This window comes from Zoogloea ramigera (genome assembly GCF_006539865.1).
Classification (GTDB): domain Bacteria; phylum Pseudomonadota; class Gammaproteobacteria; order Burkholderiales; family Rhodocyclaceae; genus Zoogloea; species Zoogloea ramigera.
In genome coordinates, this window is sequence record NZ_BJNV01000013.1 from 1 (window position 1) to 14,088 (window position 14,088).

Consider the following 14,088-nt stretch of genomic DNA (forward strand, 5'->3'; position numbering starts at 1 on the left):
TCAGACAATGCATCTTCGAGTATCAGCAGATTGTCGGCTTGATCGTCAACGACCAGTACGTGGGCGCGCTGCTTCATGTCCTGCTCTCCTACCCCTTCATTAACTTCATATCATGTCGCTTCCCAAGATCCTCTGGCAAACCCGGGCCCGGCAGACATCCCCGCCGCACCACGAATCTACGCAGCGCCGGGCGCGGGGCTAGCCGATGGCTCTGCTCTACAGCTTCCCGCCCGTTGCGGCGCCCGATGCCCATACACTGATCCTCGGCAGCATGCCCGGGCAGGCCTCGCTGGCGGCCGGCGAATACTATGCCCACCGGCGCAATCTGTTCTGGCCGATACTCGGCGAACTCTTCGGCGCGAGCCCGGCGCTCCCGTATGCGGCACGCCTGCAGAAACTGACCGACGCCGGCCTGGCCTTGTGGGACGTGCTCCAGTGCTGCGAACGGGAAGGCAGCCTGGACGGAAACATAGCGCCGGCGTCCATCGTCGCCAACGATTTTGCCACCTTCCTGACCGAACATCCCCGCATCGTGCGGGTTTTCTTCAACGGCACGCTGGCGGACACCAGCTTTCGGCGCCACGTGCTGCAGACGCTTCCCCATCACTCACTGCACTTCACCCGCCTGCCCTCCACCAGCCCGGCCAATGCCGCCTACAGCTACGCCCGGCGGCTCGAGGCCTGGCGGGCACTCACTGCATCGGCTCCGGGCGGCTGACGTCCACGCCCGCCTCCGGCACGGGCTCAACGCTCCAGCACGTAGGTGCCCGGCGCATCGGCCAGGGCCGGAAACGCCTCGGTCGCCACCGGCGGCGCGTCGACGAGCCCGCCGCACTGGGGCTTGAGCCATTCCATCCAGTCAGGCCACCAGCTCCCGGCCTGCTCCACGGCACCGCCCTGCCAGCCCTCCGCCGTATCTGTGCGACGGGCCGGGCCAACCCAGAAACGGCGCTTCGGCGGATCGACGGGCGGATTGACGATGCCGAGAATATGCCCCGAGCTCGACAACACAAAACGCTTCGGCCCGCTCACGTGGTTGAGGGTTTTGAAAGTCTGGCGCCACGGCGCGATGTGGTCGTCCTCGGCCCCGACCGCATACACCGGCTGCGTGATCCGGCCGAGGTCGATGGGCTCGCCGGCAACCGTGAGCGCGTCCTTGTCGATAAGGTGGTTGTTCAGGTAAAGCTCACGCAGGTACCACGCGTGCATCGCGTAGGGCATCCGTGTGGTGTCCATGTTCCAGTAAAGCACATCGAAGGGCGGTGGTGTCTCGCCATACAGCCAGCCATGCACCACGTAGTGCCAGATCAGGCTGTTGGAGCGGAGCAACCTGAAGGCCGACGCCATCTCGGCACCGTCCAGGTAGCCTTTTTTCTCCATGTTCTGGGTGATGTAGCGGATGCTGCCCTCGTCCACGAACACCTCGATGTCACCCGGCTTGTGGAAATCGACCAGCGTGGTGAATAAGGTGCAGTGGGCAACCGGCACGTCCTCTTCAGCGTAATGCCGGTTGGCCCAGGCCATGTAAGTGGTGAGCGCCGTACCGCCGATGCAGTAGCCGATCGCGTGCACCTTGGCGGAGCCGCTGACGGCCCGGGCGGTGTCGACGAGGCTCTGGACACCCTCGATCAGATAGTCGTCGAAGCGCACATCGCGCATCTCTTCACCCGGGTTCTTCCAGCTGGTGATGAACACATCCAGGCCCTGGTCCAGCAGGTAGCGGACCAGGCTCTTCTTGGGGTTGATGTCGAGGATATAAAACTTGTTGATCCACGGGGTGACGATCACCACCGGTACCTGATGCACCCTGGCCTGGCTCGGCGTGTAATGGATTACCTCCACGAGCCGGTTGCGGAACACCACCTTGCCGGGTGTCAGCGCCAGGTTCTTGCCGACCTTGAAATCACCGGGGTCGGTCATTCGGATGTTGCCCGCCTGCAGGTCATCGAGGAAATTCCGCATGCCCTTCACGAGGCTGTCGCCCCGGGTCTCGATCGCCCGCTGCATCGCCACCGGGTTGCTCATCAGGAAGTTGGTGGGCGCGACCGCGTTGAGCCACTTCCGCCACCAGAACGCCGCCCTTCGGCGCTCCTTCTGGGACAGGCCCGGCGTTTCGTAGAGCATGTCCTGGACGTGGTGGGTGAGTACCAGATACCACTCCTTGACGAGATCCCAGGTGGGCGACTCCTCCCAGACCTTGTCGGCAAAGCGCACGTCATCCACGTTGGGCTTCAGGGGGTCGTCGCTGGGCAGGCCCATCGCCCTCCTCCAGGTGTGCCATTGCAGCGCCCAGAGGCTGCTGGAGATGCTCGCCATGCTATCGGCCAGCTCCTGGGGATGCGCCATCCAGGCAAGCTGGGCATGAACCAGCGGGGCGGCCATGCCAAGGGGGTCGATCGACGATTCGACGCTATCGTGGAGCGTCCGCAGGGATTTGCGGGCAAGCTCGATAGGTGCAGCAGGAACACGTGGACTCACGAGAGCTCTCCTTTAAACTGCGCCTCGACAGCACGGGGGTGCTGTCGCGTCATGGGCGTCTGTCGTGCATGTTCGCGCCTCCTAGTCGAGACTCGATTGACCTGCATCAAACGGCCATGGAACGCAATCGGTCCTATAATGTTTTCGTTCCCTTCCCTATCGGAGTGATCTCATGTTCAAGAATATTCTCGTTCCTACCGATGGCTCCGAACTCTCCGACTCGACGGTCGAGCGGGCAATCAGCTTTGCCAAGGATGCAGGCGCAAGAATCACTTTCTTCTATGCTCAACCCGACTTCCCGACGCCGCTTTACGGTGAAGGCGCCTTGTTTGACCCCACCACGCCGGAGCAGTTCAGCAAGGCCGCTGCGGCCGAAGCCGAGAAAATCCTTACCCGCTACAACGCCTCGGCGAATGCCGCAGGGATCGAGTCCAACGGTGACACGGTCGTCAGCGAAGTCCCCTTCGAGGCCATCATCGCGGCAGCCCAGCGCAACGGCAGCGACCTCATCTTCATGGCATCCCATGGCCGGCGCGGCTTGAGCGGTCTGTTGCTCGGCAGCGAGACCCAGAAGGTTCTCACCCACAGCAAGATTCCCGTACTCGTTTATCGTTGAGACGCCCCGCAAACGCGACAAGGCCCCGCAGCTTGGAAGCTTGCGGGGCCTTGTTGTTTTGGCGTCGGCAAACGCCTCAAGGTGGCAGGGGCTAGTCCAGATCTGACCTGTTGATCTCTTCCGCCGTACGCTGGAAGAACAAGGTCACCAGGCTGGAGCTGGCGCAAATCAGCCAGAGGCCAAAGAAACCGATCGAGTATGTCGCGATCGCCGAGAAATGCACCGGAACCCCCATGAAATACAGCTCCTGGGGATTGACCACCGTGAAGAACACGATCTCGGCTATCCCGGCAACAATGAACGACGGCCACAACACCTGGATCAGTTTCAACATCCTTCAGCTCCTTCCAAAAAACCTACGGGCTCCGGGGCTATCAGCCATGAGCCTGCTTTTCATCTTCTGCAATGTGCCGCTTTGCGAAACGGTAGAGGTAAACCGCCATGCCGATGATGAAAGCGATGGTGAATACGCTCATGAGACCAATATCGGTCGAGAACAACTCTTGCCAAGCCATGACATCCTCCTAGTCAATCTACAGGTTTGAGATCAGACGAATCGATCCGGATCTCGGTCTCTGCGGGGAGGAACGCGGTCCCTGACAGCCTCCAGCTGCGGGACTCATCTTCTATGAGAACTTTCCAGTGGGCACTGCTGAGCGCAGCGCGTACGGCACCACGATAAAGATCACCGCTCCGCTCCAGGACGAGCTGCTGATCCAGCCCGCCCTTCGTCGGATGCGCCAGGGTGACGAGCAGCTTGGACGGCAGCTCGACCCCCGAACGTGCAGCCAGACCAACGGAAATCTCATCGGCCGAAAACTTCACCTGCCCGACCAGGCCGCGCTCCTGGGCCGCGTTGGCTCGGGCCAGGGTCTGGTTGATCGCCAGCCCCTGCTTGTAGTAATCGTCGGCAACAAGCCCGTCGAAAGAGGTGATTGCGAGCCACAGGGTGATGAAACCGGCCACGATCGCCGTCGCCGGCATCAGCATCAGGAGCCAGGTCCAGCGCTCCTTGTACCAGGGGAGGGAATCGCGACGGGTCTGGGTTGCACTCATTTTTAGTTGAATCCTGGGTTAGCGGGGCATGAGGAAGGAAGTCTTCTCGCGGACGGAGACCGTCTCGTCGTCGAGCGCCTTGACCTCGATATAAACGGTATTGGAACCAGGCTTGCCCGACTCCGGCGGCACGGCAACTTCCACCGTCACCGACTTCAGGCCGGCGGCATCCACCTCGAAGGGCTCCTTGGGGGAGATCTGGACGCCGTCAAGGCCACTCACCGACAGGGCAAAGCGACGCGGCCCCTCGGTCATGTTCATGACCTGCAGGTTGTAGACGTTGGCGATCAGACCACCCTCCACTTCACGGCTCAGGGTGGAACGGTCCTTGAGCACGTCGACACGCAGCGTCGAACGCGTTGCAAGCCCCCACACCAGCGCCACACAGAGCGCCACGAGCACCGTAGCGTAGATGATGATGCGCGGGCGCATCATGTGGCCGATGATCTCCTTGCGCCCCCAGTGGCGCTTCATCGCGTTCTCGGTGGTGTAGCGGATCAGCCCCTTCGGATAATCCATCTTCTCCATGACCTGATCGCAGGCGTCGATGCACGCCGCACAACCGATACACTCGTACTGCAGACCGTTACGGATGTCGATGCCGGTCGGGCAGACCTGGACGCAGATGCCACAATCCACGCAATCACCCTTCCCCGCGACCTTCAGGTCGATGCCTTTCTTGCGCGGGCCACGCGGCTCACCGCGCTCCGGATCGTAGGTGATGACCAGGGTATCGGGGTCGAACATGACGCCCTGGAAGCGAGCGTAGGGGCACATGTACTTGCAGACCTGCTCGCGCATGACACCGGCGAACAGGTAGGTGAAACCGCCATAGAAGAAGATCCAGAAGAGCTCCCACGGACCGAAGCTGAAGGTGAGGGCTTCGTGCACAAGCTCGCGGATGGGGGTGAAGTAGCCGACCAGCGTGAAACCTGTCCACAGCGAGAGCAGACCCCAGGAGCCGAACTTGGCCGCCTTGATCGCAAACTTGCGACCACTCATCGGCGCCTCGTCGAGCTTCATGCGCTGGGAACGGTTACCCTCGATCTTCTCCTCGATCCACATGAAGATCTCGGTATAAACCGTCTGCGGGCAGGCGTAGCCACACCACAGGCGCCCTGCGACCGCGGTAAAGAAGAACAGCGAATAGGCACTGATGATCAGCAGGATCGCCAGGAAGAACACGTCCTGCGGCCAGAAAATCCAGTCGAAGATGTAAAACTTGCGTTCGACGACGTCGAGCAGAACGGCCTGCCGGTCATTCCATGGAACCCAGCACAGGCCATAGAAGATCAGCTGGGTCGCCCACACCAGAATCCACCGCCACTTTGCGAAGACTCCGGTAACAGCGCGGGGATAAACCTTTTGCCGGACGGCATAGAGGGTCTCATCGTTTTCGGAGCTCGCCTTGGCTTTAGCGTCAGCGGCCTTTGGGGATTGGGTGTCAGGCTGACTCATGATCGTTATATCGCTATATTCTAATATTCTGTCTCGAAAACTCCCCGGGACCAGCCCGGGGAATCATCTTTTTGAAACGCAGACACTTTTACGAAAGGCTTATTTCTTGGCCTCAGCCGGTGCAGCGCTGTTCTTGGACAGGCTCAGAACATAGGCGGCCAGCAGGTGCACCTTGTCTTCACCAAGGAATTCCTTGAACGCGGGCATCTGGTTGCTGCGGCCGTTGGTAACGGTTTCGATGATGGTTGCTTCACCGGAACCATACAGCCAGACCTTGTCAGTCAGGTTGGGAGCGCCGAGGGCGGGCGTGCCCTTGGCTTCCGGACCGTGGCAAGCCACGCAGTTCTGGGCAAACAAGTCCTTGCCACGCTGAGCGCGCAGGGAATCGTGGGCCAGACCCGACAGGGAACGGACATAGTTCGCCACGTCCTTGGTCCCCTCAGCGCCAAGCGCCGGGCCGAACGGAGGCATCATGCCCTGACGGCCACCCAGGAGCGTCGTCTTGATGGTTTCCGGCTCGCCGCCATACAGCCAGTCGCTGTCGGTGAGGTTCGGGAAGCCCTTTGCGCCCTTGGCATCCGCGCCGTGACACTGGGCGCAGTAGGTCAGGAACAGACGCTGGCCCATGGCATTGGCTTCCTTGTCGCCAGCAACAGCGTTGAGGTCCATGGTGCGGAACTTGGCGAAGATCGGGCCGTACTTCTCGGCCGCGGCCTTCTGCTCGGCTTCCCACTGGCCGCCGGACGACCAGCCCAGCTTGCCCTGGTTGTTGCCGAAGCCGGGGTACATGGCCAGATACGAGATCGCAAAGATGATCGTGATCCAGAACATGTACATCCACCAGCGGGGCAGCGGGTTGTTGTACTCCTGCAGGGTCTCGTCCCAGATGTGGTCGTGCAGCCCCACCGGGCCAGGCGTCCGCGCCTTGTTGTTCGAAACCAGCACGAACACGCAGAACGCAATGCTCAGGAACACCAACACCATCACATAGGCGTTCCAGAAACCGCTAACAAAGTCAGCCATTTTTATTTCCTTCCTTGGTTTGCCCACCCTTTTGGGCGGGCAAGTCGTCCTCGCTGAACGGCAGGAGTGCTGCCTCGTCAAATCCCTTGCGTGCGCGCCCGCTGTAGGCCCACAGGGTGATGGCGATGAAACACACCAGCCCCAGGACAGTCACCACCGTACGTGCTTCATTGATATCCAAGGTCACACTCCTTCGTTCTTAGAATGCTCGTCCCGAAGCGGCTCAGCTGCCCGAGTTGGTGGCGGGCGCAGGTGCGGCCTCGGCGGTGGGCGCCGGAGCGGCGGCCTTGCCGGACTTCAGCGCGGTACCGAGACCCTGCAGGTAAGCGATCACGGCGTCGAGTTCGGTCTTGCCTTCGAGCGCCTTGCGGGCACCCTTGATCTCTTCGTCGCTGTAAGGCACGCCCAGCTTTCGCAACGTCGTCATCTTGTCTTCAATGTCGTCGATCCTGGCCGGGCGATCAAGCCATGGGAAAGCCGGCATGTTGGACTCGGGGACCACATCACGCGGGTTCAGGAGGTGAACACGGTGCCATTGGTCGGAGTAACGGCCACCAACACGGTGCAGATCGGGGCCCGTACGCTTGGAGCCCCACTGGAACGGCCGGTCATAAACATACTCGCCGGCGACGGAGTAATGACCGTAGCGCTCGGTTTCGGCACGGAAGGGGCGGATCATCTGCGAGTGGCAGTTGTAACAGCCCTCCCGGACGTAGATATCCCGACCGACCAGCCGGACGGGATCGTAGGGCTTCAGCCCTTCGACTGGGGTGGTGGTCGAGTGCTGGAAGAACAGCGGAACGATTTCGACAAGGCCGCCAACGCTCACAGTGAGGAGCGTGAGGACAATGAGCAAGCCAACCTTGCGTTCGATGATGTCGTGATTCGATTGAGCCATGATTTTTTCCTCCCGATCAGGCGTGCGCGCCGGCAGGTGCCAGCACCGGAGCGTCGTAGGCCTTCTGACCGGCGATCGTCTTCACCATGTTGTAGAACATGATCAGCATGCCGGTAAGGAACAGCACACCACCCAGGACACGGATGGCCCAGAACGGGTAGCTGGCCTTCACGGACTCGACGAAGGAGTAGGTCAGGGTGCCGTCCGGGTTGGTGGCACGCCACATCAGGCCCTGCATCACGCCGGAGATCCACATGGAGGCGATGTACAGCACGATGCCGATGGTCGCGATCCAGAAGTGGGCAGTGATCAGCTTGGTGGAGTACATCTCGGTCTTGCCGTACATGCGCGGGATCAGATAGTACATCGCGCCGATGGACACCATCGCAACCCAACCGAGAGCACCGGAGTGCACGTGGCCGACGGTCCAGTCGGTGTAGTGGGACAGCGCATTGACGGTCTTGATGGACATCATCGGGCCTTCGAAGGTCGACATGCCATAGAACGACAGCGAGGTGATCAGGAACTTCAGGATCGGGTCGGTGCGCAGCTTATGCCAGGCGCCGGACAGGGTCATGATGCCGTTGATCATGCCACCCCAGGACGGAGCCAGCAGGATCAGCGAGAAGACCATCCCCACGGACTGGGTCCAGTCGGGCAGCGCGGTGTAGTGCAGGTGGTGCGGGCCCGCCCACATATAGGTGAAGATCAGCGCCCAGAAGTGCACCACCGACAGACGGTAGGAATACACCGGACGACCGGCCTGCTTCGGCACGAAGTAGTACATCATGCCCAGGAAGCCCGCGGTCAGGAAGAAACCCACGGCGTTATGGCCGTACCACCACTGGATCATCGCATCCTGGACGCCTGCGTAAGCAGAGTAGGACTTCATGCTCGACAAGGACACCGGCAACGCAGCGCTGTTAACAAGATGCAGCAGCGCGACGGTGATGATGAAGGCGCCGTAGAACCAGTTGGCCACATAAATGTGGGTGGTCTTGCGGGTGCCGATGGTGCCGAAGAACACGATGGCGTAGGACACCCACACCACGGTGATCAGGATGTCGATCGGCCACTCGAGCTCGGCGTATTCCTTGGAGGAGGTGTAACCGAGCGGTAACGTGATCGCGGCAAGAAGAATAACCAGTTGCCAGCCCCAGAAAGTGAAGGCAGCAAGGCCCGGAGCAAAAAGGCGGGTGTGGCAGGTACGCTGGACGCAGTAGTAGGACGTCGCAAAGAGAGCACAGCCACCGAACGCGAAGATGACCGCGTTGGTGTGGAGCGGGCGGAGCCGTCCGAAGTGCAGCCATTCGGCAACGTTCAATTCGGGCCACACGAGCTGTGCTGCGGCGATGACGCCGACCAGCATGCCCACGATGCCCCATACCACCGTCATGATGGCGAACTGCCGCACGACTTTATAGTTGTAAGTCTGCGATTGCATGTGAGTCACCTCAATAAAGAAAAACAAAACCCCCCGTGCCCACGAGACAAACCGTCTGCAGGCTTCCGCGGAAGGATACCCCGCGATAAGGGCGACATTTTGACACAGATCAACTTTATTGCGCCGCGGGATCGGCCGAACTCGTTACGCTATGTGCCTTTCGAGGTTTTTGCCAGATCGTGCGGAGAGGAGACTTTTTCTCTTTTGCCTCCATAACTTAGAGGGCTTCCACCTGGTCGGGGATCACCGTGGTCTTCTATCAGAGCTGTCGACATTCAGTTTTTTCCGAACAAAAGACATCAACAATTCTGATTTTATTTATATTTTTCGCGCGCTATCCTTTTAGGGTTACCCCCAACAACAGGAGACCCCCATGAAATCCTTCGCCCTGCTGACCGCCGCGCTCGCCCTTGGCCTGACGCTGGCGACCGGCGACGCGGATGCCGCCAAGCGCTTTGGCGGCGGCAAATCCTCCGGCATGCAGCGCCAGGAACTGAGCCAGCCGAAGTCTGCGACGGCCACCCCCGCCACGCCGGCCCAGGCCCCCACCTCTGCCGCAGCGCCCAACCGCGCCCAGCAGGCCGGCGCACCCGCCGCGCCGCAGGCACAGCCGAAGCGTTCCTGGATGGGCCCGCTGGCAGGCCTCGCCGCCGGTATCGGCCTCGCCGCCCTCGCCTCCCACTTCGGGTTTGGTGAGGAACTCGCCTCCATGATGATGATGGGCCTGATCGCCGTCGCGGTGATGATGCTGATCGGCTTCTTCATGCGCCGCCGCGCCGCATCGCAACAACCGGCGATGGCTGGAGCGGGTGCCGGTGCAGGCGCCATGAACTACACCAGCTCGAACCCCTCCGAATATAGCGGCAGCTCGACTCAGCCTGCTCACGCAGCCGCCGCCGGCGCTGCGGGCGCCGCCCTGGCTGACGCGCAGCCGGCGGGGTCGATTCCGGCCGACTTCGACGCGGAAGCCTTCGTTCGCAACGCCAAGGTTAACTTCATCCGCCTGCAGGCCGCCAACGACGCCCGCAACCTCGAGGACATCCGTGAGTACACCACCCCGGAGCTGTTCGCCGAGATCAAGATGAACTGGATGGAGCAGAGTGGCAGCGCCCAGAAGACCGACGTCGTGTCGCTCAACGCCGAAGTTCTCGACGTGACCGAAGAGGCCGCCCGCTACATCGTCAGCGTGCGCTTCACCGGGCTTCTGCGCGAAGACGTGAACGCGGCCCCGGAAGCCATCGACGAAACCTGGCACCTCACCAAGCCGCAGAGCGGCAACTCGGGTTGGCTCGTGGCGGGCATTCAGCAGAACGCCTGATAGCAACCCGCATCAACTCAACCCCGCCCGAGCCGACGCCCGGGCGGGGTTTTTCGTTCACCGCGCCGACGGCGCGCCCGCGTCGTGTTCGAGCGCGCCCAGGCCGGCCCGCGCTGCTTCGGAGATGGCCAGCACGCAAGGGTGGGTCAGACGCCGCTCCACCGAGATCGCGAAGTACTCGATGCGCACGTCCTCGGCACGCCCGAGCAGGACCAGTTCCCCCCCGGCGAGCGTTTCAGCCTCGATGGCGGTGGGCACCGCAAAGGCACCGACGCCTGCCCGCCCGAAGGCCGTCATCAGGGCGGTATCGTCAAACTCGCCAGCGATGCGGGGGCGCAGCCGTTTGCGGTCCAGCCAATCGACAAACTTGCGACGGATCGCCGAATCCTCACCAGGCAGCAGCGCCGGCAGCGCTCCCATGCACGCGGGGAAAGCCGGCGTCGCCGGGTCGACCAGCGCACGGGCGGCAAAGAAGCTCAGACCCGAATCCCCAAGCAAGTGGTTGTAGGCGCGCACATCCACCGAGGGCGGAATGGGCGAATCGGCGATCACCAGGTCGAGCCGGTGGATCGCCAGCTCCGCCAGCAGTCGATCGAGCCGCCATTCACGGCAGATGATGCGCACCGGATCCACCGGATCGACGGCCGGATGCAGCAAACGATAGGCGAGCGACTTGGGCACCGCATCCGACACCCCGACCCGGAACTCCACCGGCCGCCCCTTTGGGTGATGGCGCAGCGCCTGCTCCAGCTCTGCGCTAAGGGAAAACATCTCGTCCGCGTACTCCATCGCCAGCCGACCCGCGGGAGTCAGCTCGAGGGAACGGCCATCGCGGGCAAAAAGCTGTGTATCGAGGCTCTCCTCAAGCAGGCGGATCTGGCCGCTGATGGTCTGCGGTGTCACGTGAAGCAATTCGCCAGCCTTCACCACACCACCGCTCCGCGCGGTCTTCCAGAAGTAAAAGAGATGCTTGAGATTCATGGTCGCCACCCCCGAAGAAACGCGCTTTATTTCGATTTTTACGAACCCACAGGGGTCGCCATCAGAATTTACCCGAAATCCTGTCCCTCCAGTGGCAGGCCGCCACGGCCTCCGGCAAAAGCCCGCAGCACCTGCTCAGGGGAGCCCCTGACCCCAGCCTGGAATCCGGTTAAAATCCGTGGTCTTACACGCCATCTGCGGGATCAAACATCCCGCCATGCCCCCAATGCTGCGACTCTCCGAACTCCGGCTTCCCCTAGACCACGCCGCCGACACCCTGCCCGCCGCGATCGCCAAGCGCCTCGGCATTTCCCCTGCCGATCTGCTGAGCTTCACTGTTTTCAAGCGCAGCTACGATGCACGCAAGGCGACCTCGCTGTCCTTCATCTACATCATCGACCTCGAGGTGAAGAACGAAGCGGCGCTGCTCAAGACGTTTACCGACGACATCCACGTCAAGCCCGCCCCCGACACCCGATACCACTTCGTCGGCAAGGCACCGGAGGGCTTCGGCAGCCGCCCGGTGGTCATCGGCTTCGGCCCGTGCGGCATCTTCGCGGCGCTGGTGCTGGCCCAGATGGGCTTTCGCCCGATCGTGCTCGAGCGCGGCAAGGCGGTGCGTGAGCGCACCCAGGACACCTGGGGCCTGTGGCGCAAGAACACCCTCAACCCCGAATCCAACGTGCAGTTCGGTGAAGGCGGCGCGGGCACCTTCTCGGACGGCAAGCTCTACAGCCAGATCAAGGACCCCAAACACTACGGGCGCAAGGTGCTCACCGAGTTCGTGAAGGCCGGCGCGCCCGAGGAGATCCTCTACGTCTCGAAGCCGCACATCGGTACCTTTCGGCTGGTGGGCATGGTCGAGAACATGCGCGCCGAGATCCGCGAGCTGGGCGGCGAGATCCGCTTCGAGCAGCGGGTCACCGAGCTCATCATTGACAACGGCCAGGTGCGCGGCGTTAAAACCGCCACCGGCGACGAGATCGACGCCGACCACGTCGTGCTGGCCCTCGGCCACAGCGCCCGCGACACCTTCGAGATGCTCCACGACAAGGGTGTCTTCATGGAAGCCAAGCCATTTTCGGTGGGTTTCCGCATCGAACACCCGCAGTCGCTGATCGACAAGGCCCGCCTCGGCCCCCACGCCGGCCACCCGTTGCTGGGCGCGGCCGACTACAAGCTGGTGCATCACGCCGCCAACGGGCGCGCGGTGTACAGCTTCTGCATGTGCCCCGGCGGCACGGTGGTGGCTGCGACGTCCGAACCCAACCGGGTCGTCACCAACGGCATGAGCCAGTATTCCCGCAACGAGCGCAACGCCAACGCCGGCATCGTGGTTGGCATCACGCCGGAAGACTACCCCGGCAGCGGCCCGCTGGCCGGCATCGCGCTGCAGCGCGAGCTGGAGAGCCGCGCCTTTGAGCTGGGCGGCGGCACCTATGAGGCACCGGGGCAACTGGTCGGAGACTTTCTGCAGGGCAAGCCGTCCACCAAGCTGGGCAGCGTCGAGCCGTCGTACAAACCGGGCGTGCGCCTGGGTGACCTGTCCACCGCCCTCCCCGACTACGCCATCGCGGCGATCCGCGAGGCCATCCCGGCCTTCGACCGCCAGATCCGCGGCTTCAATCTCTACGATGCCGTCCTCACGGGCGTCGAGACGCGCACCTCGTCGCCCCTGCGCATCACCCGCGGGGACGACCTCCAGAGCCTGAACGTGAAAGGCCTCTACCCGGCCGGCGAAGGGGCCGGCTACGCGGGCGGCATTCTGTCGGCCGGCGTCGACGGCATCAAGGTGGCCGAAGCCTTGGCCCTCGACCTGCTCAAGCAGGCCTGACGCACGCGCTCAGCGCAAAAGGTGGGCGCGGAAGCTGTTTTCGCGGCCCAGCACGAGACGCCCGAATTCGTCGAGCATGGCCTCTCCGACGGATTCGGGCAGCAGGCTCACCACGGCGTGGCCGAGACGCTCCAGGTTGCGGCTCTCCAGCACCACCACGCCCTTGTCCAGATCGGCCCGCCAGACCAGTTGGACATTCACCTCATCGGCCACCGTGAACCAGGCCTGCTCGAGCTCCCGCTGCCGGTTGCGGAGCTCCCGGCATTCGAAGCGCAAACCCAGGTCGAAGAGAATATGCCGCAGGCGCTCGACGCCCGGTCCGGCACGCTCCAGGGTGCGCTCGCCCGGTCCCTTCAGCGTGTAGGTGAAGCTCACACGCTCGATCCCACCGCCCTCCTGCTGAGGCCGAGAGCGCAGATCAGTGAAGCCTTCATTCCAGCTGAGATCACGGAAGGCGTCGTCGGAGTCCAGAAAGAAATAGGCCCGATCGACCGGCGGCTTGAGGTAATTGAGCTGGGTACACAGATCATGGAGGTAGTCGAACACCATACGCAGGCGACGATCGAGGGTGGCGCGCATCGCCCCCTGCTCCTGGGAGGCTTCGTCAGCCCGTCGCTGCCGGCTGACAACCTCGTCGCGCAACTGGGCGAGAAGCCCGCCCGCCCTGGCTTTTTCGCGCTCGACCGACACCTCTTCTGCAGCGGCCGGCGCCACCTCGGGAAGAGCCGGGATGCTGGGCAAGCCCGGGTCGGGCGCGACACTTGGAAAGACCGTACTCGAACGACGCGGGCCCGTGTTGCGTGCGTCGATCTCCTGAACCCGCCGCCGCGCGGCTTCGATGTCGAAGGCCTCGATATCGGCCAGCAGCGCCGCCGCTTCCGCGTCCAGCGAATCACCGACGGGCTCAGCTGCCGAGGCGGCGCCTTCAGGGAGGGCTTTCGACGAGGGACGGCGTACGAAGGGCGGGTCGTGGGGCACGGTT

The 14,088-nt window shown here is 62.7% G+C and carries 15 protein-coding genes; 4 read left to right on the plus strand and 11 right to left on the minus strand.

All coding sequences use genetic code 11. From position 1 onward, the window contains the following. Window positions 1–205: 205 nt before the first annotated feature. On the plus strand, window positions 206–718 hold the full coding sequence (locus tag ZRA01_RS05660; protein WP_141350146.1) for a DNA-deoxyinosine glycosylase: 513 nt from the start codon (window positions 206–208) through the stop codon (window positions 716–718). A 26-nt stretch (window positions 719–744) separates the two neighbouring features. Here ZRA01_RS05660 and ZRA01_RS05665 read toward each other — a convergent pair whose 3' ends face one another. After that, a complete protein-coding gene (locus ZRA01_RS05665) occupies window positions 745–2,382 on the minus strand; it encodes a PHA/PHB synthase family protein (RefSeq protein WP_141350306.1) in 1,638 nt (545 codons plus the stop codon). 268 nt (window positions 2,383–2,650) lie between these two features. On the opposite strand from ZRA01_RS05665, the gene ZRA01_RS05670 reads away from it, so the two are divergent. After that, the gene (locus tag ZRA01_RS05670; protein WP_141350148.1) at window positions 2,651–3,094 is read left to right on the plus strand and encodes a universal stress protein; all 444 of its coding nucleotides are present in this window, start codon (window positions 2,651–2,653) and stop codon (window positions 3,092–3,094) included. Window positions 3,095–3,185: 91 nt separating this feature from the next. Here the strand turns inward: ZRA01_RS05670 and ZRA01_RS05675 are convergent, their stop codons facing one another. The 8 genes from ZRA01_RS05675 to ccoN form a co-directional block, all read right to left on the minus strand. Next, window positions 3,186–3,428, minus strand: coding sequence for a hypothetical protein (locus tag ZRA01_RS05675; protein ID WP_141350150.1), 243 nt, complete (start codon window positions 3,426–3,428; stop codon window positions 3,186–3,188). A gap of 40 nt (window positions 3,429–3,468) precedes the next feature. Further along, window positions 3,469–3,609: a DUF3149 domain-containing protein gene (locus tag ZRA01_RS05680; protein ID WP_141350152.1), complete on the minus strand. Its 141-nt coding sequence runs from the start codon at window positions 3,607–3,609 to the stop codon at window positions 3,469–3,471. Window positions 3,610–3,622: 13 nt separating this feature from the next. Then, a complete protein-coding gene (locus tag ZRA01_RS05685) occupies window positions 3,623–4,150 on the minus strand; it encodes a FixH family protein (RefSeq protein WP_141350154.1) in 528 nt (175 codons plus the stop codon). 18 nt (window positions 4,151–4,168) lie between these two features. Beyond that, window positions 4,169–5,608, minus strand: coding sequence for a cytochrome c oxidase accessory protein CcoG (gene ccoG / locus ZRA01_RS05690; protein ID WP_141350156.1), 1,440 nt, complete (start codon window positions 5,606–5,608; stop codon window positions 4,169–4,171). 99 nt (window positions 5,609–5,707) lie between these two features. Then, window positions 5,708–6,631: a cytochrome-c oxidase, cbb3-type subunit III gene (gene ccoP / locus ZRA01_RS05695; RefSeq protein ID WP_141350158.1), complete on the minus strand. Its 924-nt coding sequence runs from the start codon at window positions 6,629–6,631 to the stop codon at window positions 5,708–5,710. Further along, window positions 6,624–6,812 carry a cbb3-type cytochrome oxidase subunit 3 gene (locus tag ZRA01_RS05700; protein WP_141350160.1) on the minus strand — a complete coding sequence of 63 codons (189 nt, stop codon included), beginning with the start codon at window positions 6,810–6,812 and terminating at the stop codon, window positions 6,624–6,626. Before ZRA01_RS05700 ends, ccoP begins: the two co-directional genes overlap by 8 nt. A 42-nt stretch (window positions 6,813–6,854) precedes the next feature. After that, entirely contained in the window at window positions 6,855–7,529 is a 675-nt protein-coding gene (ccoO, locus tag ZRA01_RS05705) for a cytochrome-c oxidase, cbb3-type subunit II (protein WP_141350162.1), read from the minus strand. A 16-nt stretch (window positions 7,530–7,545) separates the two neighbouring features. Continuing rightward, on the minus strand, window positions 7,546–8,973 hold the full coding sequence (gene ccoN / locus ZRA01_RS05710) for a cytochrome-c oxidase, cbb3-type subunit I (protein WP_141350164.1): 1,428 nt from the start codon (window positions 8,971–8,973) through the stop codon (window positions 7,546–7,548). A gap of 373 nt (window positions 8,974–9,346) precedes the next feature. Between ccoN and ZRA01_RS05715 the strand changes: the two genes are divergently transcribed. Beyond that, window positions 9,347–10,291, plus strand: coding sequence for a Tim44 domain-containing protein (locus ZRA01_RS05715; RefSeq protein ID WP_141350166.1), 945 nt, complete (start codon window positions 9,347–9,349; stop codon window positions 10,289–10,291). A 57-nt stretch (window positions 10,292–10,348) separates the two neighbouring features. Here ZRA01_RS05715 and nhaR read toward each other — a convergent pair whose 3' ends face one another. After that, on the minus strand, window positions 10,349–11,272 hold the full coding sequence (nhaR, locus tag ZRA01_RS05720; RefSeq protein ID WP_174851594.1) for a transcriptional activator NhaR: 924 nt from the start codon (window positions 11,270–11,272) through the stop codon (window positions 10,349–10,351). A 226-nt stretch (window positions 11,273–11,498) separates the two neighbouring features. Here nhaR and ZRA01_RS05725 point away from each other — a divergent pair, with 226 nt between their 5' ends. Beyond that, window positions 11,499–13,106, plus strand: coding sequence for an NAD(P)/FAD-dependent oxidoreductase (locus tag ZRA01_RS05725; RefSeq protein ID WP_141350308.1), 1,608 nt, complete (start codon window positions 11,499–11,501; stop codon window positions 13,104–13,106). A gap of 9 nt (window positions 13,107–13,115) precedes the next feature. Here ZRA01_RS05725 and ZRA01_RS05730 read toward each other — a convergent pair whose 3' ends face one another. Next, window positions 13,116–14,084: a hypothetical protein gene (locus tag ZRA01_RS05730; RefSeq protein WP_141350170.1), complete on the minus strand. Its 969-nt coding sequence runs from the start codon at window positions 14,082–14,084 to the stop codon at window positions 13,116–13,118. Window positions 14,085–14,088: the final 4 nt, after the last annotated feature.